23 protein-coding genes are annotated in these 20,764 nt (G+C 61.7%); 7 read left to right on the plus strand and 16 right to left on the minus strand.

Annotation, left to right across the window (positions count from 1 at the left end; all coding sequences use genetic code 11):
- Window positions 1-110: 110 nt before the first annotated feature.
- The 9 genes from NCT04_RS20735 to phnG all read right to left on the minus strand — a co-directional run bounded on the left by NCT04_RS20735 (window position 111) and on the right by phnG (window position 7,914).
- Window positions 111-380: a hypothetical protein gene (locus NCT04_RS20735; RefSeq protein WP_244828771.1), complete on the minus strand. Its 270-nt coding sequence runs from the start codon at window positions 378-380 to the stop codon at window positions 111-113.
- Between the two features lie 269 nt (window positions 381-649).
- Window positions 650-2,014, minus strand: a complete 1,365-nt coding sequence (locus tag NCT04_RS20740; protein WP_244828773.1) for an MFS transporter — start codon at window positions 2,012-2,014, stop codon at window positions 650-652.
- A gap of 168 nt (window positions 2,015-2,182) precedes the next feature.
- Window positions 2,183-3,316 carry an alpha-D-ribose 1-methylphosphonate 5-triphosphate diphosphatase gene (locus NCT04_RS20745; RefSeq protein ID WP_250467515.1) on the minus strand — a complete coding sequence of 378 codons (1,134 nt, stop codon included), beginning with the start codon at window positions 3,314-3,316 and terminating at the stop codon, window positions 2,183-2,185.
- A complete protein-coding gene (phnL, locus tag NCT04_RS20750) occupies window positions 3,310-4,083 on the minus strand; it encodes a phosphonate C-P lyase system protein PhnL (protein WP_502800687.1) in 774 nt (257 codons plus the stop codon). Before phnL ends, NCT04_RS20745 begins: the two co-directional genes overlap by 7 nt.
- Window positions 4,084-4,093: 10 nt before the next feature.
- Window positions 4,094-4,864: a phosphonate C-P lyase system protein PhnK gene (gene phnK, locus NCT04_RS20755; RefSeq protein WP_250467516.1), complete on the minus strand. Its 771-nt coding sequence runs from the start codon at window positions 4,862-4,864 to the stop codon at window positions 4,094-4,096.
- Window positions 4,861-5,727 (minus strand): alpha-D-ribose 1-methylphosphonate 5-phosphate C-P-lyase PhnJ, encoded by an 867-nt coding sequence (locus NCT04_RS20760; RefSeq protein ID WP_244828776.1) that lies wholly within the window; start codon window positions 5,725-5,727, stop codon window positions 4,861-4,863. The genes phnK and NCT04_RS20760 overlap by 4 nt, the downstream gene beginning before the upstream one ends.
- Window positions 5,724-6,815: a carbon-phosphorus lyase complex subunit gene (locus tag NCT04_RS20765; protein ID WP_244828777.1), complete on the minus strand. Its 1,092-nt coding sequence runs from the start codon at window positions 6,813-6,815 to the stop codon at window positions 5,724-5,726. The genes NCT04_RS20760 and NCT04_RS20765 overlap by 4 nt, the downstream gene beginning before the upstream one ends.
- Window positions 6,815-7,438, minus strand: coding sequence for a phosphonate C-P lyase system protein PhnH (gene phnH, locus NCT04_RS20770; protein WP_250467517.1), 624 nt, complete (start codon window positions 7,436-7,438; stop codon window positions 6,815-6,817). Before phnH ends, NCT04_RS20765 begins: the two co-directional genes overlap by 1 nt.
- Window positions 7,435-7,914: a phosphonate C-P lyase system protein PhnG gene (gene phnG / locus NCT04_RS20775; protein WP_244828779.1), complete on the minus strand. Its 480-nt coding sequence runs from the start codon at window positions 7,912-7,914 to the stop codon at window positions 7,435-7,437. Before phnG ends, phnH begins: the two co-directional genes overlap by 4 nt.
- A 158-nt stretch (window positions 7,915-8,072) precedes the next feature.
- Here phnG and phnF point away from each other — a divergent pair, with 158 nt between their 5' ends.
- The 4 genes from phnF to NCT04_RS20795 are packed head-to-tail and all read left to right on the plus strand — an operon-like array spanning window position 8,073 to window position 10,972.
- Window positions 8,073-8,831 (plus strand): phosphonate metabolism transcriptional regulator PhnF, encoded by a 759-nt coding sequence (gene phnF / locus NCT04_RS20780; protein WP_250467518.1) that lies wholly within the window; start codon window positions 8,073-8,075, stop codon window positions 8,829-8,831.
- A complete protein-coding gene (locus NCT04_RS20785; protein WP_250467519.1) occupies window positions 8,828-9,526 on the plus strand; it encodes a DUF1045 domain-containing protein in 699 nt (232 codons plus the stop codon). The genes phnF and NCT04_RS20785 overlap by 4 nt, the downstream gene beginning before the upstream one ends.
- Window positions 9,523-10,089, plus strand: a complete 567-nt coding sequence (phnN, locus tag NCT04_RS20790; RefSeq protein ID WP_244828782.1) for a phosphonate metabolism protein/1,5-bisphosphokinase (PRPP-forming) PhnN — start codon at window positions 9,523-9,525, stop codon at window positions 10,087-10,089. Before NCT04_RS20785 ends, phnN begins: the two co-directional genes overlap by 4 nt.
- A 55-nt stretch (window positions 10,090-10,144) precedes the next feature.
- Window positions 10,145-10,972 (plus strand): CHAD domain-containing protein, encoded by an 828-nt coding sequence (locus NCT04_RS20795; protein WP_250467520.1) that lies wholly within the window; start codon window positions 10,145-10,147, stop codon window positions 10,970-10,972.
- A 6-nt stretch (window positions 10,973-10,978) separates the two neighbouring features.
- Here NCT04_RS20795 and phnE read toward each other — a convergent pair whose 3' ends face one another.
- The 4 genes from phnE to NCT04_RS20815 form a co-directional block, all read right to left on the minus strand.
- On the minus strand, window positions 10,979-11,749 hold the full coding sequence (gene phnE / locus NCT04_RS20800; RefSeq protein ID WP_250467704.1) for a phosphonate ABC transporter, permease protein PhnE: 771 nt from the start codon (window positions 11,747-11,749) through the stop codon (window positions 10,979-10,981).
- A 59-nt stretch (window positions 11,750-11,808) separates the two neighbouring features.
- Window positions 11,809-12,780: a phosphonate ABC transporter substrate-binding protein gene (gene phnD, locus NCT04_RS20805; RefSeq protein WP_250467521.1), complete on the minus strand. Its 972-nt coding sequence runs from the start codon at window positions 12,778-12,780 to the stop codon at window positions 11,809-11,811.
- 29 nt (window positions 12,781-12,809) lie between these two features.
- Entirely contained in the window at window positions 12,810-13,637 is an 828-nt protein-coding gene (phnC, locus tag NCT04_RS20810; protein ID WP_250467522.1) for a phosphonate ABC transporter ATP-binding protein, read from the minus strand.
- A 117-nt stretch (window positions 13,638-13,754) separates the two neighbouring features.
- Complete coding sequence (locus NCT04_RS20815) at window positions 13,755-14,648, minus strand: LysR family transcriptional regulator (RefSeq protein ID WP_250467523.1); 894 nt, start codon at window positions 14,646-14,648, stop codon at window positions 13,755-13,757.
- Window positions 14,649-14,791: 143 nt separating this feature from the next.
- On the opposite strand from NCT04_RS20815, the gene NCT04_RS20820 reads away from it, so the two are divergent.
- The 3 genes from NCT04_RS20820 (at window position 14,792) to NCT04_RS20830 (ending at window position 18,432) form a co-directional block, all read left to right on the plus strand.
- The gene (locus tag NCT04_RS20820) at window positions 14,792-16,171 is read left to right on the plus strand and encodes an NAD(P)H-dependent oxidoreductase (RefSeq protein WP_250467524.1); all 1,380 of its coding nucleotides are present in this window, start codon (window positions 14,792-14,794) and stop codon (window positions 16,169-16,171) included.
- Between the two features lie 100 nt (window positions 16,172-16,271).
- Window positions 16,272-17,576, plus strand: a complete 1,305-nt coding sequence (locus NCT04_RS20825) for an MFS transporter (RefSeq protein WP_244828789.1) — start codon at window positions 16,272-16,274, stop codon at window positions 17,574-17,576.
- A 103-nt stretch (window positions 17,577-17,679) separates the two neighbouring features.
- A complete protein-coding gene (locus NCT04_RS20830) occupies window positions 17,680-18,432 on the plus strand; it encodes a Pr6Pr family membrane protein (RefSeq protein ID WP_250467525.1) in 753 nt (250 codons plus the stop codon).
- Here the strand turns inward: NCT04_RS20830 and NCT04_RS20835 are convergent.
- From NCT04_RS20835 to NCT04_RS20845, 3 genes are all read right to left on the minus strand, one after another.
- Window positions 18,429-19,634: a YbfB/YjiJ family MFS transporter gene (locus tag NCT04_RS20835; protein ID WP_250467526.1), complete on the minus strand. Its 1,206-nt coding sequence runs from the start codon at window positions 19,632-19,634 to the stop codon at window positions 18,429-18,431. The two genes, NCT04_RS20830 and NCT04_RS20835, sit on opposite strands and share 4 nt — an antisense overlap.
- 37 nt (window positions 19,635-19,671) lie before the next feature.
- Complete coding sequence (locus tag NCT04_RS20840) at window positions 19,672-20,286, minus strand: TetR/AcrR family transcriptional regulator (protein WP_250467527.1); 615 nt, start codon at window positions 20,284-20,286, stop codon at window positions 19,672-19,674.
- Between the two features lie 154 nt (window positions 20,287-20,440).
- The gene (locus NCT04_RS20845) at window positions 20,441-20,749 is read right to left on the minus strand and encodes an EthD family reductase (protein ID WP_244828793.1); all 309 of its coding nucleotides are present in this window, start codon (window positions 20,747-20,749) and stop codon (window positions 20,441-20,443) included.
- Between the last annotated feature and the right edge of the window lie 15 nt (window positions 20,750-20,764).

A 20,764-nucleotide genomic window follows, 5' to 3' on the forward strand; every position in this document is an offset into this window, starting at 1 on the left:
GCTCTTCTCGATGGCGGATTCCTCTTCGAATTGAATCGCCATGTAAAACGGGACGCTCTTGAGCGTCCCGTTCACGTTTGCAGCGGCTGTTCCGCCGATTATTTCAGACCTCAGTTACCCGAGCCGCTCGCGCTGACCGGTGCGCCTGCGGTGCCGGGCGTGGCCGTGCCGCCAGGCGTGGTCGACGGACCGGGCTTCATCGACGACTGGCTGCTGTGCGTGGCCTTCGAATGAGTCTTGTGCGCATGCGTCGTGGTCGTTTGGGCGTTGTCGCCTGCTTGCAGGCCCGTATTCGAGCTGGGAGGATTGTCCTGTGCGAATGCAGATGCGCAAACCAGGGCGAGTGCGCCAGCGGCGCATGAAATGGCGATACGCTTCATATCGAAAAACTCCTTTTTGCGGTTGCAAGATGCGATGTTGTGCGGCTTGTGGTGCCTCCTTGCTGCTGCGGTGTTGACACGCAGCGGCAAGTCGCATGTTCTTCATCAGCACACGACATGCCACGGTCTGACGATTGGCAAACAGGAGTGCGATGAGTGAAAGACTGGTGGCCATGGCCTCTCGGCAAAGCCCCACATCCAAAACAATTCGCCCCGCGCGACCAACGTCCACGCAGGGCGATTCGACATCATCCAGACACAACCCATCCTCAATGCCCGACCGGCTCCGTAGCCTTCAAATCGCTCGGCAACGCGGCCTGCGGATGCGCGGCCTGCTTGATCAGCAACGCCACCGCCGAGATCAATCCCGCGACGCCGATCACCGCGAAGATGCCGCCGAAGCTGAAGTGCAATCGCGTCAGTTCAGCCACGAGAAACGATCCCGCGATACCGCCGAAGCGCCCGATGCCCAGCATCCACGCCACGCCGGTGCCGCGTCCCTGAGTCGGATAAAACGATGCCGCGAGCGCGGGCATCGACGATTGCGCCGTGTTCATCAACACGCCAGCAAGAAACACGATCAGCACGAGCAGTCCCACGTTGCCCACCGCCTGCCCGATGAAGTACACGCTCACCGCGGTCAACGCATAGCACGCGGCAATGATGCGGTTCGGGTTGAAGCGGTCCATCAACACGCCGCACAAGACAGCGCCCACCCCGCCGAGCGGGAACAACGCGGAGATCAGCGTCGCGCGCTGCGGACTCAGGCCAGATTCCTTGAGGAGAATCGGCATCCAGTTGATCGATGCATAAAAGATCACGAGGCCCATGAAGTATGCGAGCCACAACATGATCGAACCGACGATATACGAGCGCGACAACACCACGCTCACGCCGCCCTGCCCCTGCACCGCGGGCGCCGTCTCCGTCATGAAGAACGATCCTGCGTTGGCCGCCGCCGATGAAATGCGTGCAAGCGTCGCACGAATCTTCTCGGCCGGCTTGTTCTTCGCGACCATGTAGCGCACCGATTCCGGCAGGCTGATGAAGAGCAGCACGACGAGCACGAGCGGCGCCACGCCACCGAGCAGCAGCACGCTGCGCCAGCCGAAATGCGGAATCATCCATGCCGCGAGAAAGCCGCCGAATGCCGCGCCCAGCGGAAAGCCGCAGAACATCAGGTTGATGAGCGTCGCGCGGCGCTTGTCCGGGCAGAACTCGCTCATCATGGTGACGGCATTGGGCATGGCGGCGCCGAGGCCGAGGCCCGTAACAAAGCGCAACGCCGTGAGTTGCGTGAGGCTCGCCGAATACGCCGATGCAAAGCACGCCACGCCGAACAGCAGTACCGAGGACAACAGCATCAGCCGTCGTCCGAGCCGGTCCGACAACGGCCCGGAAAGCAGCGCGCCCGCCGCGAGCCCGAACAACGCAGCGCTCAGAACAGGCGCGAGCGCGGGCCGGCTGATCTGCCATTCGGATACGAGCGATGGCGCGATGAATCCGATGGCCGCCGTATCGAAACCATCCAGCAGCACGATGACGAAGCACATCACGAAGATCAGCCACTGGAAGGGCGAAAACGGGTGCTCGTTGATGAACGTCTGCACGTTCACAGCAGGACTTCGGCTCACTTCATTCCCTCGTCGATGATTGGCAATCGTCGTTCGACTATTGTTCGTCAGGCGAACAGCGATTCACATAGCGAACTAATTCATGCGCGAGAGTACTGAAGTCTGCATGCCTTCGCAACGCGGGCTTACCCGTGTATGTCGGTTGCCTTGCGCGGGGCTGTCGGCGTTTTAAGAAACGCGCTGCCCGTTGCGATAAGTCTCGCGCGGCACAGGCAGACCGTCCGCCAGCGCGACGCGCACGAAGTCGGCGCGCAAGCCCGTCACGATGGCCCCACGGTCGGCGAGTCCGGCCGCGTGCGCGGGTGCCCAAGAAACCGTGGCCACCGCGCGCGGCAAGGTCCATCCCGCCTTCTCGACGAGATCGAACACCGCGATGAGCAGGCTCGAAGGCACGTAATCGGACGAGAGGATGTCGAGCAACCCTTCGCGAGCGAGTTCGAGCGCCGACACGTTGCCCGAGTGCGAGCCGCCACGCACGACGTTCGGTGCGCCCATGATCGTGGCGATGCCATGTTCGCGCGCGGCACGGGCTGCATCGAGCGTGGTCGGGAATTCCGCGAGCGCAATGCCGTCGCGCGCGGCTTCTTCCACATGCTCGATGAGCGTGTCGTCGTGGCTTGCAAGCGAGATGCCCAAGCGCCGACAACGCGCGACGATGTCCGCACGATGCGCCGCCGCGTAACGCGCCTGATGCTCGGCCAGTTGCGCGAGCACGTCATTCGCGTGTTCGTCGCTCCACTTGCCGTGACGTTCCTGATACTTGCGCCACTTTTCATGGTCCTGCCACTGGCGCTGACCCGGCGTATGGTCCATCACCGATGCGAGCCTGAAGAGCGGATGCGCGCTCAGTGAATCGAATACCTCGACCACGTCCGTCGTGCCGACTTCGCAACGCAAGTGCAGGAAGTGATCGGCGCGCAAGAGTCCGCGTTCGACGAACTTGCCGATGGACTGCGCGCAACGCACTTGAAGTTCGCGGCCACGCACGCCGTCTTCGGGACGCGAGCCCACACCGAGCGCATCGAACACGGTCGTGATGCCGGCCGAAGCCACTTGCGCGTCATGCACGATGATCGCCGCTTCGTGATTCCACAGCACGCCGGGACGCGGCGCGAGATGCTTTTCGATGTTATCCGTATGCAGTTCGACGAAGCCCGGCAGCAGATAGTCGCCGTCCCAGTTCAACGCGTCGCGCGTCGCCGTATTTCCCGGCGATACATCCGCGATACAGCCCTCCTCGATGCGCACCGTGCCCGTGAATTCCTCGTTGCGCGTGACGATGCGCGCATTCGTAATCAGCATGTCTGCAATGCTCCGTCTTCGGATGAGTTGACCACTACCGGTGTTGCAAGGCGCACGATGCGGGTTGCCACGCGCTCACGCGTATCTTCGTCGTGAAAGATACCGACGATGGCCGCGCCCCGCTCGCGCGCCTCGACGATGAGATCGGCCACGACGTCGCGGTTCTGTGCATCGAGCGACGCCGTGGGCTCATCGAGCAATAAGACAGGATGCGCCGCGATCAGCCCGCGCGCAATGTTCACACGCTGTTGCTCGCCGCCGGAAAACGTCGCGGGCGCGAGCGACCATAAGCGTCGCGGTACGTTCAGCCTTGCGAGCAGGACGCTCGCGCGCTCACGTGCTTCGTCTTCATCGACGCCGCGCGAGACCAGCGGTTCCGCGACGAGATCGAGCGAAGAGACACGCGGGATGGCGCGGAGAAACTGACTCACGTAACCGAGCGTGCTTTTGCGCAAGCGGATGATGTCGTGCGGCTCGGCGTCGGTCAGCACGAGATGTCGTGAAGCGCGGCTGTCGTCGCGAATGGCGATACTGCCGCGCGTCGCGAGATAATTGCCGTACATGCAACGCAGAAACGTACTTTTGCCGGCGCCTGAAGCGCCCGCGAGCACCACGCATTCGCCGCGTTCCACATCGAGCGATACACCCGCGAGCGCCACGATGCGCACACCGCCCTGCTGATGCAGCGTGAAGGTCTTTTCTATGTCGCGTGCGCGCAGCATTAGCTCCGTGCGCGTGGCGAACGCTTCTTCGTCTGTCATAGTCATCTGTTGCACCTCAAACCGGCAGCACGGACGCCACCAGCGTCTGCGTATAAGGATGTTGCGGATCATCCAATATCTGATCCGTGAGACCGCTCTCCACCACGCGCCCGTCCTTCATCACCATCAACCGATGCGCGAGCAAGCGTGCCACGCCGATATCGTGCGTGACGATTACAGCGGCGAGATGCAGCTGGTTCGTCAAGGTACGCAGCAAGTCGAGCAGACGCGCCTGCACGGATACGTCGAGACCGGCGGTAGGTTCGTCCATGAAGACGAGTCGCGGCCCGGTCACGAGATTGCGCGCGATCTGCAAGCGCTGCTGCATCCCGCCCGAAAAAGCCGAAGGCAATTCGTCGATGCGCGTCGCATCGAGCTCGACACGGCCCATCCAGTCCGAAGCCGTCTCGCGCAAACGGCCATAGTGGCGCGCGCCGATGGCCATTAACGGCTCGCCGATGTTCGCGCCCGCCGACACGTTGCGCCGCAATCCATCGCGTGCATTTTGATGCACGAAGCCCCATTCCGTGCGCGACAAAAGTCGCTTGCGTGGCTCGCTGAGCGTGAGCAGATCCAGCGTTTCTCCTACACGCGTGGTGTAGTCGAGCGCACCTTCATCGATGCTGCTTCTGAGCGCAAGCGCGTTCAATAGAGTCGACTTGCCCGAACCCGACTCGCCCACGATGCACAACACTTCGCCCGGATAGACCGCGAGGTCCACATCGACGCAACCGCCGCGTCCGTCGTAGCGTTTGGTGAGTCCGCGCGCATTCAAGAGCGTCTTCATTGCGCCGCCTCCTTTGCCTCTTGCTCGTCGCGGCGGCTGTGACAATAGTCGCTATCGGAGCATACGAACATGCGCGCGCCTTCGTCGTCGACGATCATTTCATCGAGAAAGCTCTCACGCGACCCGCACAGCGCGCACGCATGGTCCCACTTCTGCACGCTGAATGGATGATCTTCGAAATCCAAACTCTTCACCTTCGTATAAGGCGGAATGGCGTAGATGCGCCGCTCGCGTCCCGCGCCGAAGAGTTGCAGCGCCGCGTTCATGTGCATCTTCGGATTGTCGAACTTCGGAATAGGCGAAGGCGCCGCGAGGTAGCGATCGTTCACCAGCACTGGATAATCGTAGGTCGTCGCAATGCTGCCGTGCTGCACGATATCCTCGTAGTATTTCACGTTGATGAGACCGTAGTCCGCGAGCGCATGCAGTTTCCTGCACTCCGTCACGCGCGGCTCCAGCCTGTAGAGCGGTTCGGGCATCGGCACCTGGTACACGAGAATCTGCGCTTCCGTGAGCGGCGTTTCAGGAATGCGGTGACGTGTTTGCACGATGGTGGCGTCCGCGGTGCGCGTGGTCGTTGCCACGCCCGCCGTGCGCGCGAAGAAACGGCGAATGTTGACCGCGTTGGTGGTTTCGTCGGAGCCCTGATCGATCACCTTGAGCGTATCGTCCGCGCCGATGATCGCCGACGTCACCTGCAAACCGCCCGTGCCCCAACCATACGGCAGCGGCATTTCACGCGAGGCGAACGGCACCTGATGCCCCGGCACCGCAACGGCCTTGAGCAAGGCGCGACGAATCATGCGCTTGGTCTGCTCGTCCAGATAAGCGAAGTTATAACCTTCGGTCAGCGCGTTGTTCATGCCGTCTTCTCCTTGCCGTGCGATGCACGAAGTCGCCGCAGCAATTCTAGTTCCGACTGAAAGTCCACGTAATGCGGCAGTTTCAAGTGCTGCACGAAGCCCGATGCCTCGACGTTGTCGCTATGCGAGAGCACGAACTCGACATCCTGCGTGGGTGAGCCGATGCTCTCGCCCAACTCTTCCGCTCGCAAGGCACGATCGACGAGCGCCATGGCCATGGCCTTGCGCTCCGAATGCCCGAACGCGAGACCATAGCCTTGCGTGAACTTCGGCGGCACTTCGCCGCTGCCCGCGAACTGGTTGATCATCTGGCATTCGGAGATGTCGATATCGCCGATCTCCACGGCAAAACCGAGCTCATCGATATGCATTTCCACGGCCACTTCACCGTGACGAATCTCGCCTGCGAATGGATGGCTGTGCGCGTAGCCGCGCTGCGTGGCGTATCCCATTGCCAGCAGAAAGCCTTCGTCGCCGCGTGCAAGGTTTTGCAGACGCGTTGCACGATCAGCGGGAAACGCAAGCGGTTCGCGCGAGAGGTCGCCCGGCTCCGGTGAATCTTCCTGCGCGCGTTCCTGCTCGATTAGCCCTTCCTTGTTGAGCATCGACAACACGCGCGGCATATCGTTCGTGGCTTCGGCGTGGTCGCTGGAAGTCGTTGCATCGCTAATCACTTCCCCTTCGGCCAGCAAGCTGAAGTCGATCAGACGCTGGGTGTAATCGTAGGTGCCGCCCAGCATCTGCCCGCCCGGAATATCCTTGAACGCAGCGGAGATGCGCCGTTCCACGCACATCGCTGCCGTGTCCACGGGCAAGGTGTAGCCAAAGCGCGGCAACGTCGTGCGATACGCACGCAGCAGAAAAATCGCCTCGACCAGATCGCCTGCCGCCTGTTTGATGGCGAGCGCCGCGAGTTCTTCGTCGTAGACCGAGCCTTCGGTCATCACGCGCGCCACCGCGAGACGCAACTGCTCGCGAATCTGCGCGACGCTCAGCTCGGGCACCTGCAAGTCGCCGCGCCGATGCTTGGCGAGCACATCCCATGAACGTTCGATGGCTCTTTCGCCACCCTTCACCGCGACGTACATCAGTTCACCTCCACTTGCGTCGTGCGCGGCAAGCCGACGAGCGCGCCACCCGCCACGAAATAGCAATCCATGCCGCATGGAAACTGCGCGGTTAGCGCCGCGCGCTGTTGCCAGAAATCGCGCGTGAGTCCCGCAATGGCGACACTGCGCTTGTCTTCGATCCCCGGACCGCGCCACACGAGCGGCTCGCCTTCGGTCAACGAAGGCACGCGAATGAAAAGCGTCGCCGCATCTTCCGGCGTTTCCGGTTCGCCAGACGAGAAGGCATCGAGCGCGGGCAACGCGGCTGCATCGCCGAGATAGGCGAACGCGGCTTCGCTGTGATTCGGCGTGAGCGGCGCGCTTGCATGAAAGCGCAAGGCATCGCCGAATGCGGCGTTCCCGCCTTCGATGAATACAGGCGTCGAATAATCGGCGAGCGCGAGCAGCGACGCGAAAGCTGCAAGCGGCACGCGGTGTGCAAGCGCATCGCGCATGGCGTGATTGTTCGGCAACGCGGCATCGATCGCGACGATGCTGCCCGGACGTGACAACGCTTCCAGCAAAGCGCGAAAGACGCGTTGGGCATCGTGCACCGGGTCGTTGAAGCCGGGCACGAGAGCGGCCATGTCGATCTGCATCATTCCCCTCTCACCATCGTAAAGAATTCGACCTTGGTCGTAGCCGCTTCCGCTTCCTTGCGGCGCCGTTCGTCGGCGAGACGCGCGGCCAACGGTGCGATCACTTCCGTCTGCAAGCGCTGCGCATGCGCGGGCGTCTGCAGCAGCGCGTCGATCAGCGCTGCAAGCTTCGCGCGCTCCTTATCGCGGCCCATATGCACCGCGACACCGACCGGCGCGCTGCCGTCTTCCATATGCAAACGCAGCGTGGCGCGCGTGACGGTAGTCTCGCCGAGATTGAAGGCATCTCCCGAGCCGCCGATGCGCGCCCGCACCATTGCCAGGCCGATATCCGGCGCGCGCAACCAGTCGAAGCGCGGCACACTCATGCCTTCGAGCGCGGCCTGCAAACTCTCGCGCGGCGTGCGCGCCAGCACCGCCATCCATTCGCGGCGGTCGAACGAACGAGCCTCGTCGCGCGGCTCCTCTCTCTGACTCATGGCTTTCCCTGATGATTTGTACGTTGCGGGCATCTTAAGCTACGCGGCTTTCGTCCGGTCGTCTAGACGTCTGGATAAGTGGGCTTTCATATTTCCATCACCATTTGCGCACTACAATGCCCAACAGCGATATTCAAACCGACGGGAATGACACCTACATGACATCGAACGAAAACGCGGCGCCGGGACACGCCGTCGAACGCGGCGCGGGGGTCGCGGTCTGGCGGCAGATCGAGCAAATACTCTCGGCGGAGATCGCCTCGAAGAGCTTCGGCGAGGAAGGCCGTCTGCCGAGCGAAGCGGAACTGGCGCGGCGCTTCGACGTGAATCGTCATACCGTGCGCCGCGCCATGCTGCGTCTTGCCGCAACGGGTCTCGTAAGCGTCGAACAGGGACGCGGCACCTTCGTGCAGCCTGGAGCGATCGACTATCAGATCGGCAGGCGCACGCGCTTCACGGAAAACATTCGCCGTCAGAAGCAGACGTCCACGGGCGTCGTGCTCTCTTCCGAACGCGTGAAGGCCGACCCTACCGTCGCGAAGGCGCTCGCTCTGCGTGCGGGCACGCTCGTCTATCAGCTCGAAACGCGTCATGACTCCGACGCCGTGCCGCTGACCTACGCACGCAACTGGTATCCCGCCGCGCGTTTTCCCGAGCTTCCCACGGTGATCGAAGCGACAGGCGGCATCACTGCGGCGCTCGCGGAGTTCGGCGTCAAGGACTATATGCGCAAGTGGAGCCGTATCGGCAGCGTGTTGCCTTCGTCGGATGTCGCGCGGCGCTTGCAGATCAACCGGCAGCAGCCGGTGCTGTGGGTCGAGAATGTGGATGTCGATGAACGCGGCGTGCCCGTCAAGTACGGCGTGACTCACTTCGCGGCAGATCGCGTGCAGTTGATGGTCGAGCACGATCTATGAGCGCTGCATGGAGTGACGAAGCGCGCATCGCACTGTATTACGCGCCGCCCGCCGCATCCGCATGGTGGCGTGCTGGTTGCGAATGGCTCGGGCGCGACGCGGAAAGCGGCCTCTCGATGGAAACGGCAGCGCACGACATCACGCGCGCGCCGCGCCGCTATGGTTGGCATGCGACCATCGTGCCGCCGTTCCATTGCGCGAGCGGCGTGCAACCCGCCGATGTGCTCGCGGCCGCGCGTGCCTGGGCGTCGTCGGTCACGCGCTTCGAGATGCCGGTGCGCGTAGCGGAAATGGGCCGCTTCGTCGCGTTGCGCGCATCGGAGGAAAGCGACGACGAACGCTTGCGCGCGATGGCCGCAAGCGCGCTGCAAGCGCTCGCAGCAGTGCGCGCAATGCCATCGGCAGGGGACAGCGAGCGGCGCATTGTCGATGGCATGAGCGAGCGGCAAATCGCACTCGTGCGTGAATGGGGCTATCCCTATGTCTTCGATGAATACCGCTTCCACATGACCGTCTGCGATTCGCTCGATGACACCCACGCGCGCGGTTCGGTCGTATCGGCATGGACGCGCAAGATCGACACGCTCGGCGCGCTGCCTGTGCATGGCGCGGCGCTTTTCGTGGAAAGCGCACCGGGCGAGCCGTTCACCTTGTGGCAGCGGCTGCCGTTCAACGACGTACGGGAAGGGGCATGAGCCAGAACGACACACTCGATAGCGCACGACTCATCTATGTCATGGGCCCGTCGGGCGCGGGCAAGGACTCGCTGCTCGGCTTTGCGCGCGAACGCGTCGGCGCACGCGTGATGTTCGCGCATCGGTACATCACGCGTGCGGTCGGCGACGGCGAGAACCACATTGCGTTGACGCATGAAGAATTCAAGGCGCGTCTTTCGTACGGACTTTTCTCGATGCATTGGGAAAGTCACGGCCTATGCTATGGCATTGGCATCGAAGTGGATGCATGGCTCGAACGCGGCAGACCGGTGGTCGTGAACGGTTCGCGTCAACACGCGGATGCCGCCCTCGCCCGCTATCCGCATGCATGCTTCGTTTATATCGATGCCGCGCCCGCGGTGCTGGCCGCGCGGCTAGCAAGGCGCGGACGTGAAGACGCGCGGCAGATCGAAGCGCGTCTTGCGCGCCGTCCTTCCCTCGAACTGCCCAGGCATGCGCGCGTGGTGAACATCGACAACTCCGGGCTTCTGGCCGACGCGGGCACGCAATTTCTCCGCGCCATAGACGAGACCGGCTCATAATCGCCGGAACGTTTCTTGCGAACGCCCACGACATTCCTTCGATAAAAGATTACCTATGAAATCCGGACGATCGAAAGACACGTTGTCAGGCGTCACCGCCGAATCGCAGTTTCGCACTTATGCTTCACCGCTCGTTGAAGAAGCGCTGCAGCACGCGCATGAACTGGAACAGAGCGATGATGCCGAAACACTGCACAAGCTCAGGATAGCGCTACGGCGTCTGCGCAGTCTCTTTTGGGCGTATCGCCCGATCCTCGACGATGCCTTCGACGACAAGCAGCGCGCCCTCTTGCGTTATCTCGCGCAGGCAGCCGGCAGCACGCGCGATTGGGACATCCTGATCGAATTGATGAGTGAGCATGAAGACACGGATCTCGCGCAGGCATTGCGCGGCCATCGCGATGCAGCATTGAGGACCAGTAAAGAGACACTCAATAACGCGGATATCAAGGGCGTCTTGCGCGAAGCCGTGGCGGAAGCCAACCGCGAACTCAACACTGCAAAAAAGCGCGTGGCTATCGAGCGATTCGCTTCTGACAGAGTTCGTAATGCGCGAAGACAATTGAAGAAACGCATCAAGCGCGTGCGGCAAGTGAAGCGCCCGGAATATGCCGCGCTGCACGAAGTGCGCAAAGCGGGCAAGAAAGTGCGCTACCTGATGGAGTTCTTCATGCCCCTGCTTGCCGAGAAGGAACGCGGTGGACTAAAGCAGCTGAAGCGTCTGCAAAAGCATCTGGGCGCATTGAACGATGTCGTTGCGAGCCGCGATCTCCTCGACAAGAGCGACGCCTTGCCCAATGCCGCCGCCGCGAAGCCAGCCTTGCGTACTTTGAAGAAGCAACAAAAGCGCCGCATGAAGCAGGCGCTCAAGTCCCTTCGATAACGCCTTCTAGATCACGCGCTCGCGCACCCATCCCGACGCCAGATCGATCAGCGATACGATCACCACGACGATCAGCATGACCGCTGCGGTCTGCGCATAGTTGAACGAGCGGATGGCCTCGTAAAGCACTACGCCGATGCCACCCGCGCCAACCATGCCGACGACCATCGCCGAGCGCACGTTCGACTCGAATCGATACAGCGCGAACGAAATCCACAGCGGCAGCACTTGAGGCAACACGCCATACACGATCTCGTCGAGACTGCTCGCTCCCGTGGCGCGCACGCCCTCGGCGGGACGCGCATCCACCGCTTCGACCGCTTCGGCGAAGAGCTTCGCCAGCACGCCCGTGGTATGCACCCACAGCGCGAGCACGCCTGCAAACGGCCCCAGCCCGACCGCGACGATGAACAGCATGGCGAAGACCATCTCGTTGATCGCGCGGCACGCGTCCATGAGCCGCCGCACTGGTTGCGCGATCCACACCGGCGCGATGTTCTGCGCCGACAGCAAGCCGCACGGCACCGCGCAAATGAGCGCGAGCGCCGTGCCCCAGACAGCGACGGCGAGCGTCACGATCATCTCGTGCGCGTACGTGCGCCATTCCGTGAAGTCGGGCGGAAAGAAGTCGCGCGCGAACTGACTCATGTTGCCGGATGCGCCGAGCAGATCGAGCGGACGCATGTCCGCGCTTTGCCACGACGCGCCGAGCACGGCGATAAGCACGATCCAGCCGAGCATCGACACCCAGCTACGCTTGCCGCGCGGCGCTTGCATAGGCGCTTCCTCGGGCCTGCTCACGCCCGCGGCAAAGGTCGAGATATCGAGCGGCTTCATCACTTCGCCGCCGAGCCATCGAGCGCGGACAACTGCTGATCGAGCGATGCGATTTGCGCTTTCTTGTCGGCGTCATCCAGATGAGCGTTGTTCTGCACCTGTTCCTTCTTCTGAAAGAGCGCCATCTGACGAATGGGCACGAGCTGCGCATTGGACGATGCCGCGAAGCCCGAATAGCCGGAGATCGCCGTCATCACGGACTGTTCGCGCGGGTCCTTTTCGCCGTAGTGAATGAAGAAGTTCAGCAGCTTGTCCTTCGTTGTCTGCGGCAGATCGCGACGCCACACGAGCGGGTCTGACGCGATGAGCGGCGACTTCCACAGCACACGCACCTTCGGATATAGCTCGGGATGCTGCGTCTTGATGGTGTCGAGCATGTCGGTGTTGTTGGTCGCGACATCGATCTTGTCGTTGACGACCGCGAGCATGTTGGCTTCATGGCTCGAAGGCAACACGCTCTTGAACGAGGTCTTCGCCGAAAGCCCGTTCTTCGCGAAGAGATAATATGAAGGCACCAGCGTGCCGGAAGTGGAGTTCGGATCGCCGAAGCCCAAATTGATATCGTGGCTGTTCTTCAGCACCTGATCGACGCTCTTCCACTTGCTATTGGCGTTCGTGATAAGCACGGAGTAGTAGCCCGCCTCGCCGCTCTTGTACTTGACCTTCGCAAAGACTTCGCCGTTGGAGCGGTCCACCGCTTCGATGGCGGACGCGTTGCCGAAGAAGCCGATCTGCACCTTGTTGAAGCGCATTGCTTCGATAATGCCCGCATAGTCCGTGGCGAAATACGCCTTCACATCGAGACCGGTCTGTTTGTTCAGATCGTCGATGAGCGGTTGCCAGCGTTGCTTGAGCGCCGACGAAGAATCCGTCGAGATGATGCCGAAGCTGAGCGTATCGGCAAAGGCCACCGAGTTCAGGAAGCATGACGCGAGTGCCGCGCCGGCCAGGAAGGTACGGGCTGATTTCATGGAGATGCGGTCCGTAGTTTGATTGCGATTCAGGATGTGGCGACAGAGGCAAAAATCGCGGAGAGATGTTCACGCTCGTCGTGATCGGCCAGCAATTCAGCGGCGGCCGCGCCGTACAGTTCGCGCAACAGCATGGGCGTGAGCTTCGCGGATGCGCCGTCGTAGACCACGCGGCCATCGCGCAAGGCAACCGTGCGCGTGCAGTACTTTATCGCTATGTCGATCTGATGCAGCGACACGATCACCGTGAGTCTGTGATCGCGATTTAGCGACTGCATGAGCTCCATCACGCGCCGCGCAGATTCGGGATCTAGCGAGGCAATTGGTTCATCCGCGAGCACGATGCGCGCACGCTGCACGAGTGCACGCGCGAGCGCCGCACGTTGCTGCTGTCCGCCCGACAGGTTGCTCGCGCGTTCGAGCGCATGTTCGCCAATACCCATCGCGGTAAGCGAGTCCATCGCCAGCGCGCGTTCGTCGCGCGGAAAACGCCCTGAGAGACGCCGCCATAGCGACACACGCGTAAGCGCGCCGATGAGTACGTTGGTGATTACCGAAAGACGTCCCACCAGATTGAACTGCTGAAACACGAAGGCGACGTCGCGACGAATGGCGCGCACTTCACGCACGATCTTGCCGTTCTGCTGAATCGGCCTGCCGAGCAGCGTCACATGCGAGGGCGCCGCATCCGATGCGATAAAGCCCGCGATATGGCGCAAGAGCGTCGATTTGCCCGAGCCCGACGCACCGATGAGCGCGACCATTTCGCCCTCTTCCACGCGCAGATCGACGGCATCAAGCGCCTTGCGGCCATTGCGAAACGTCTTGGTGAGACGCTCGATACGAATTGCGTCCATGGCTTTCCTCGTCTGCCGCTGTAACGTTGGGCAAATTCTAGAAAGGCAACATGACGAGAAAGTGACGCTGATGAGACGTCTAGATGAATACATCACCTGGCGCGTGCGGCCGGGAGTTTATTCTTCGAGAAACCACGTGCCTTGGCACTCGGTGCGAATGAAATCCGCAAGCAGTTTGACGCGTGCGACATCGCGCGTTTCGGCAAGCGTCACGAGCCAGTAAGAACGACTCAGCGCAATTTGATCCGCAAAAAGCCGCACCAGGTTCGGTTCCCTGCGCGCCATGAAACACGGCAGCACGCCGAGACCCACGCCGCCCGCGACGGCGGCCGTCTGACTGATCACGTTGGAGATGCGAATGGTCGGCGTGAGCGTGCTCGATACCTGCGGCAGATAGTTCAGTTCAGCGGACCACATCTGATCCTCGACATAGCCGACCCACGGATGCGTGAGCAGATCGCGACGCGTGACGATTGCCGCATGTGTCGCGAGATATTCGCGCGCGGCATAGACGCCCAGCGCATAGTCCGTGAGCTTGTGCGCATAGACGCGCCCTTGCGCTGGCCGCGTCATGCTGACAGCGAGATCGGCTTCGCGCTTCGAAAGACTGAACATGCGCGGATTCGCGATCAATTCGATCTCGAGTTGCGGATGCATGGCCGAGAGCTTGGAAATACGCGGCGCGAGAAAGTAAGTACCGAAGCCTTCCGGCGTGCCGATGCGCACGCTTCCCGTCAGACCAATGGACGCATCTTCGAGACGATGCCGCATGTGCAATGCAAGGCTCTCCATGCCTTCCGCATCGCTTAGTACGCGTTCGCCTTCGGGGGTCAGCACAAACCCTAGGGAACTGCGGTCGAACAGTCGCACACCGAGTGCGGTTTCAAGCGCGGCCACACGCCGGCTCAGGGTCGAATGATCCACGCCCATTTGCTGCGCGGCCACGGTGAGCCTGCCCGCGCGCGAAATGGCGAGAAATGCCTGAATGTCGTCCCAGTCGAAACCACGCATGAGGATTTCTGCACAGAGCGATTGCCGATTTGCCCATTCTATTGCAAGAAACACGCTGCTATCTTTTCTTCAACTCTGCGAATGCGGAGCAGACGATGCGGCTCGATCGTCACGACACTAAAGCCTGAATGGAGACAAACAGCATGTCGCTCATTGCGAAACTCAAGGCGCGCGCGCAGGAAGGCAAGCCGGTCAAGGTCGGCCTGATCGGTGCGGGCAAATTCGGTTCGATGTATCTCTCGCAAGCGCCGCGCACGCCCGGCATTCATCTCACCGGCGTGGCCGATCTCTCGCCCGAGCGCGCGCGTGCCGCGCTCAAACGTGTGGGCTGGGATGAGGCGCGTTATTCGGCGGCATCGTGGAACGAAGCCATCGGCAACGGCTCGACCTATATCACCGACGACGCCGATGCCATGATCGCAAGCGACCATGTCGATATCGTGATCGACGCAACGGGCAGCCCCGCCGCGGGCATTCATCACGCGCTGCTGTGCTGCAAGCATCGCAAGCACATCGTCATGGTGAACGTGGAAGCCGATGTGCTCGCAGGCCCGCTGCTCGCACGCCGCGCACAAGAGGCGGGCATCATCTATTCGATGGCTTCGGGCGATCAGCCCGCGCTCATCGCGGAACTCGTGGACTGGGCACGCACCATCGGCTTCGATGTGATCTGCGCGGGCAAGGGCACGAAGTATCTGCCGATCTACCATCAGTCGACGCCCGATACCGTGTGGGGCCATTACGGCTTCACCGAGGAACAGGTCGGCTCCGGCGACTTCAACGCGCAGATGTTCAACTCGTTTCTCGACGGCACCAAGTCCGCGCTCGAGATGGCCGCTGTTTCCAACGGATGCGATCTGCGTCCGCCCGCCGACGGCCTCGCGTTCCCCGCGTGCGGCGTGGACGATCTGCCAAGCGTGCTGCGTCCCGCATCGGAAGGCGGAATCCTGCCGCATCGCGGTAGCGTGGAAGTAGTGTCGTCGCTGGAACGCGATGGGCGCCCCGTGTTCCGCGATCTGCGCTGGGGCGTCTACGTCGTCATCGAAGCCTCCACGGACTACGTGCGCGACTGCTTCTCGCAGTACGGTCTCAAGACCGACAGCACGGGTCGCTTCGCCGCCATGTACAAGCCGTATCACCTGATCGGCCTGGAACTGGGCCAGTCGATCGCGAGCATCGCCGTGCGTGGCGAAGCAACCGGCGCGACAACTGGCTTTCATGGCGATGTCGCCGCCACCGCGAAGCGCGATCTGCGCGCGGGCGAGCGGCTCGACGGCGAAGGCGGCCACACCGTGTACGGCAAACTGATGCCCGCTGCGGACTCGTTGCTGCTGGGTGCGTTGCCTATCGGCCTTGCGCACAACATGGTGCTGCAACGCGCCGTGCCTGCGGGACAACCCGTGCGCTGGAGCGATGTGGCATTCGACGCAAGCAAGGAAGCCGTGCGGGTACGACGCGAGATGGAAGAATTCTTTCGCGCCGAGATGAAGCTTGAACTACCGGCGCAAAAGCTCGCGAGCTAGTTCATCGATGAAGACATTTTGATCCGCGGCACGCCCGGTCCATCTCATGGTCCGGGCGTTCGCCATCTCTAAACGCCCGGCAAAGGGCGACGGAGGAGACATGAGCCAAATCAGCGAAACTCTCGGCGTTACGCAAGCAGGCAGTGCGGACGTCTACCGCAAGATCACGTGGCGCATCATGCCGTTCATCGTGCTCTGCTATCTCTGCAACTATCTGGACCGCGTCAACGTGGGCTTCGCGAAGCTGCAGATGCTTTCCGATCTCGGCTTTTCGGATGCGGTGTATGGCCTCGGTGCCGGTATCTTCTTTATCGGCTACTTCATCTTCGAGGTGCCCAGCAATCTCATCCTGCATCGCGTGGGCGCGCGGCGCTGGATTGCGCGCATCATGATCACGTGGGCGATCGTTTCGGCGCTCACGCTCGTGGTCAAGACGCCGTTCCAGTTCTATCTCGTGCGCTTCTTTCTCGGCATCGCGGAAGCGGGTTTCTCACCGGGCATCATGCTATATCTGACGTACTGGTTCCCGGCGAGAAAACGCGGCTTCGCCTATGGTGTGTACTACATCGCCATTCCGCTTGCCGGCATCGTGGGGGGTCCGTTGTCGGGCTGGATACTGACCGCGTTCAAGCATTCGGCCGTGATGTCGGCGTGGCAATGGCTGTTCCTCATCGAAGCAATTCCAGCGTTTATCGTGGGTTTCGCCGTGCTCTTCATGATGGTCGACAAGCCAAGCAAGGCACGCTGGCTCACCGACGACGAGAAGCGTCTCGTGACGCAAGCAGTCGAGCGCGAGGAAGGCGACAAGACCGCGCACCACGACGCCCGCGCGTTCCTTTCCGACCGCAACATCTGGAAGCTTGCCGGCGTGTACTTCTGCCAGATCATCGGCCTCTATGGCATCAGCTTCTGGCTGCCGTCGATCATCAAGGACACAGGGCTCAAGAACGTCGAAGTGATCGGCTGGCTCTCGGCGATTCCGTATATCGTCGCGATTCCCGCGATCATTCTCACGGGCATCAGCGCCGACAAGTTCCGCTCCCGGCGCATGCACTTTTCCATTGCGCTCGTGATCGGTGCAATAGGCTTTGCGGCAAGCGGATACGTGGGACAGCAACCCGTGCTTGCGGTCATTGCGTTGAGTGTGGCGGCCGCTGGAATCTTGTCCGCGCTGTCGCTGTTCTGGGGCATTCCGGCTGCGTTTCTTGCGGGAACCTCGGCGGCGGCGGGCATTGCAGGAATCAATTGCGTAGGCAATCTCGCGGGTTTCGTGTCGCCGTATATGGTCGGGTGGCTCAATGTCACGACGCATAACAACAGCATCGGACTTTATGCGGTTGCAGTGTTCATGGTGATCGGCGCATTCGCGGTGCGTTCGATTTCCGGGAAGCTAGCGGATCATTGAAATCGAGCGACGAACGAGCCGCCTGCCGTTTTCAACGAACATGGCAGGCGGCCGTGCTTTTTGCAACGCTGCAAGGGCCGGCGCGCGTCGATAAAATGGGTGCATGACCGACTCGTCTTCACAATCCTCGAGCACGCCGTCGCGCGCACCCGAACACGACCTGCCGCTGCACACGCCCAGCACCGCATCGCTCGGCGTGGCGGCCGCCATCGCCATGATTGCGTGGCTCGCGCTGGCGGCGCAGACGGATATCACCATCGCGCGCATGGTCGGACGCGGCTTTACCGTGATCGACGGCATTGCGCGTACCACCAGTTATCTCACCAACCTCACGGTGTTCTTGACGGCGTTATGCTTCACCTGCGTGGCCATACGCGCGAACGCGCCCATTGCGCGCTTCTTTCGTCAACCGACGGTGGTAACGGCGGTGGTCGTGTATATCGTGTTCGTGGGCATTGCCTATAACGCGTTGTTGCGATGGCTATGGACGCCATCGGGTTATCGTGCGCTCGTCAATGAATCGCTGCATACGGTCGTGCCCGCGCTCGCTGCGCTTTACTGGGTGCTCTTCGTGCCGCGCTTTCATCTGTCATTGCGGCGCTGCGCCTTATGGCTCGTCTATCCGCTCTGCTATCTCTTCATTACGTTATGGCGCGGCAGTGCATCCGACTTCTATCCCTACTGGTTCATCAACGTGGCGGAACTCGGTTACGAGCGCGTGTTCTTCAACTCGGCCATGCTAGTCGCCAGCTTTCTGATTCTGATGAGCGTATTCATCGTCATCAATCACAGACGCCAGGACTTGCGCATATCCGACCCCGACATGGAATCGGACGACACGGGCCCATCGCGTTAGTCACGATTCACGAACAGATCGGCGACGAATGCGGCAGTCAATGCCAGCGCGCCGCATGCGAAGATCAGCGCGTAGTTGTTATGCGTATGCGAGAAGAGAAACGAGTAGCCATAGCCGCCGACCGCCTGAAAGAGCGCGAACGCCGAAGTCGCGCGACTCCATGAGGCGCGCTGCTCCGCGTGATCGTGCGGCAGCAATTCATGCACGCGGCCCAGTGCAAGCGGCACGATACCGGGCGTGAAGAGCCCGAGAATCACGGTCGCAAGGCCGATCACATAGGCATGGCCCGACATCGCGAGCAGCGCGGCTGCAGCCGCCTGCACGATCAACGCGTAGCGGTACGCGCGGCCAAAGCCGATCCGGTCGCCCAGATTTCCGCAGATGAGCGGCCCGAAGATAGCCGCCACGCCATACAGCACCCAATAGCTCGCACCGACGCCGGCGCCGCGTCCGATCCCTCGCGCGATATAGTCCACGAGCAGAATCATCGCGGGCACGAGACCCAGTGCGTTCGCCGCGTATTGCGCGTAAAGCAGGCGCAGACGCGTGCCGTCATGACGCGCGCCATGCGCCTCCCTGGTCACGGCAGGCACGGGAGGATTCGTCGATGGCCAGCCGAACCAAGCGACAACCGTCAACACAAGCGAGAACACGCCGAGTCCGATCCACGTCGCCTGCAAGCCGTAATGCAGCAGCCGCGGAATGAGCGTGCCCGATGCCGCGATGCCGAAGCCCAGCCCGAAGAAGATCATGCCGCTTGCAAAGCCGCGCCGTGCGGGCGCGATATGCGGAAGGATCGTGGTTGCGACGAGCACCATGATCGCGCCGCCCGAAAGTCCCGAAAGAAAGCGCCAGCCGAAGAACCAGGCAATCGACAACGGAAACGCGCATGCGAAAAACGCGGCCGTGGCAATGGCCATCAAGAGGCGCAACGCGAGCCGGTTGCCGAGCGTCGATGCCATGGCCCTGCCGAACAACGCGCCCGCGAGATAGCCCGCGAAATTGGCTGCACCCAACGTCACGGCTTGCGACGACGTGAACCAATGCGCTTCGATAAGCGGTGGAATGAGCGGCGTATAAGCGAAGCGCGCGAGACCTATTGCGACGAGACTCGCGCAGAAGCCCGAGAGCATGGCGTAGATGGAACGCATGTCGAGTGAATCCGATTGACCGGCGCGTAAGGCCGACGCTTGATCCTGCATGATGTTGACTCCCGGAGCGAATGGCGTGACGTGTGTTCTAACGTGTGGCGAACTTCGCACGCATTGGCGGAAGTTTCAGCAGCATGAGCGTGGGAGCGACAGCCGCCACGAGCAGCTTCGGCTGAGGATCGATACGCGCCAGCACGCGCACGCCGAGAAGCACGGCGAGCAGACTCGTGGCGGCATCGGTTGCGGACATCATGCGTTCGATCTCGCCGCTTTTGAACGCGGCGGAAAGACAGCGCTCGAAGAAGCCGCGTAACAACTCGACTTCCTTCGCGATGAGTTCGTGAAACGCCTCGTCCTCGAGCGGCGCCGCGAGCGCGGCATTGACCAGCATGCAGCCGCGCCGGCGTTCATCCGATACCGAGCGCTCGACGATCTCGCGAAAGAAGCCCGCAACGGCGTGCGCAGGCGTGCAAGAGGCTTCGAGACGCTCGATACGCTCGCGCAACGTATGTTCGAGATAGTGATCGAGCGCGCGCAAAAAGAGCGCGCGCTTGTCGCCGAACGCGTTGTAAAGGCTCGGTTGCGTGAGACCCGTCAGTTGCACGAGGTCACGGGTGGACGTACCCTCATAGCCGTGCGTCCAGAACGCTTCGGCTATGGTGTTCAGCACATCGTCTTCGTCGAAATTGCGCGGTCGCGCCATGATGCAGGCTCCATTCCATGGTTGCGTCACTTTTTATATCGGGCGCCACAGAACGAATTATATATCGATGGATACAAAACCTGCTAGAACCGTCGTCCAACGAAAAAGCCGGCGAAGCGCCGGCTTTTTCGTATGCGGAAAAACAACCGTGCTATCAGGCGTCTTTCGTGTCGAACATCAGCAGCTCGACGCCCGCCTGCGCGAAATTCGCCAAATCGCCAGCGGTCTTCTGGCCTTCAGGCGACCCGAGCGCGGACTCGATCGCTTCGAGCGATTCGAATTCGAGCAGCGCGACTAGGTAATACGGCGACTCGCCTTGCGCGGTAGCAACCGGCCCCGTGCTGATCTGGTAACTCTTTAGGCCCGGCAACGTCTTCGCCAGCGGCGCGTGCGTGGAGGCGTAGTAGTCGTCGAATGCCTTCGTATCGGACGGATTCTTGTAAAGCGCAACGAGCTGGGCCATCGTCTTGTCTCCCGA

Source organism: Caballeronia sp. GAFFF2 (assembly GCF_023631485.1).
GTDB lineage: Bacteria > Pseudomonadota > Gammaproteobacteria > Burkholderiales > Burkholderiaceae > Caballeronia.

Coding starts and splice junctions, on each gene's coding strand:
- NCT04_RS20835 (WP_250467526.1), bottom strand. CDS start 19,634: ATGCAGGATCAAGCGTCGGCCTTACGCGCCGGTCAATCGGATTCACTC.
- NCT04_RS20785 (WP_250467519.1), top strand. CDS start 8,828: ATGAGCGCTGCATGGAGTGACGAAGCGCGCATCGCACTGTATTACGCG.
- NCT04_RS20745 (WP_250467515.1), bottom strand. CDS start 3,316: ATGCTGATTACGAATGCGCGCATCGTCACGCGCAACGAGGAATTCACG.
- phnG (WP_244828779.1), bottom strand. CDS start 7,914: ATGAGTCAGAGAGAGGAGCCGCGCGACGAGGCTCGTTCGTTCGACCGC.
- NCT04_RS20735 (WP_244828771.1), bottom strand. CDS start 380: ATGAAGCGTATCGCCATTTCATGCGCCGCTGGCGCACTCGCCCTGGTT.
- NCT04_RS20815 (WP_250467523.1), bottom strand. CDS start 14,648: ATGCGTGGTTTCGACTGGGACGACATTCAGGCATTTCTCGCCATTTCG.
- phnH (WP_250467517.1), bottom strand. CDS start 7,438: ATGATGCAGATCGACATGGCCGCTCTCGTGCCCGGCTTCAACGACCCG.
- phnK (WP_250467516.1), bottom strand. CDS start 4,864: ATGAAGACGCTCTTGAATGCGCGCGGACTCACCAAACGCTACGACGGA.
- NCT04_RS20820 (WP_250467524.1), top strand. CDS start 14,792: ATGTCGCTCATTGCGAAACTCAAGGCGCGCGCGCAGGAAGGCAAGCCG.
- phnD (WP_250467521.1), bottom strand. CDS start 12,780: ATGAAATCAGCCCGTACCTTCCTGGCCGGCGCGGCACTCGCGTCATGC.
- NCT04_RS20845 (WP_244828793.1), bottom strand. CDS start 20,749: ATGGCCCAGCTCGTTGCGCTTTACAAGAATCCGTCCGATACGAAGGCA.
- NCT04_RS20795 (WP_250467520.1), top strand. CDS start 10,145: ATGAAATCCGGACGATCGAAAGACACGTTGTCAGGCGTCACCGCCGAA.
- phnF (WP_250467518.1), top strand. CDS start 8,073: ATGACATCGAACGAAAACGCGGCGCCGGGACACGCCGTCGAACGCGGC.
- NCT04_RS20765 (WP_244828777.1), bottom strand. CDS start 6,815: ATGTACGTCGCGGTGAAGGGTGGCGAAAGAGCCATCGAACGTTCATGG.
- phnC (WP_250467522.1), bottom strand. CDS start 13,637: ATGGACGCAATTCGTATCGAGCGTCTCACCAAGACGTTTCGCAATGGC.
- NCT04_RS20760 (WP_244828776.1), bottom strand. CDS start 5,727: ATGAACAACGCGCTGACCGAAGGTTATAACTTCGCTTATCTGGACGAG.
- NCT04_RS20830 (WP_250467525.1), top strand. CDS start 17,680: ATGACCGACTCGTCTTCACAATCCTCGAGCACGCCGTCGCGCGCACCC.
- NCT04_RS20825 (WP_244828789.1), top strand. CDS start 16,272: ATGAGCCAAATCAGCGAAACTCTCGGCGTTACGCAAGCAGGCAGTGCG.
- phnL (WP_502800687.1), bottom strand. CDS start 4,083: ATGACTATGACAGACGAAGAAGCGTTCGCCACGCGCACGGAGCTAATG.
- phnN (WP_244828782.1), top strand. CDS start 9,523: ATGAGCCAGAACGACACACTCGATAGCGCACGACTCATCTATGTCATG.
- NCT04_RS20840 (WP_250467527.1), bottom strand. CDS start 20,286: ATGGCGCGACCGCGCAATTTCGACGAAGACGATGTGCTGAACACCATA.
- phnE (WP_250467704.1), bottom strand. CDS start 11,749: ATGCAAGCGCCGCGCGGCAAGCGTAGCTGGGTGTCGATGCTCGGCTGG.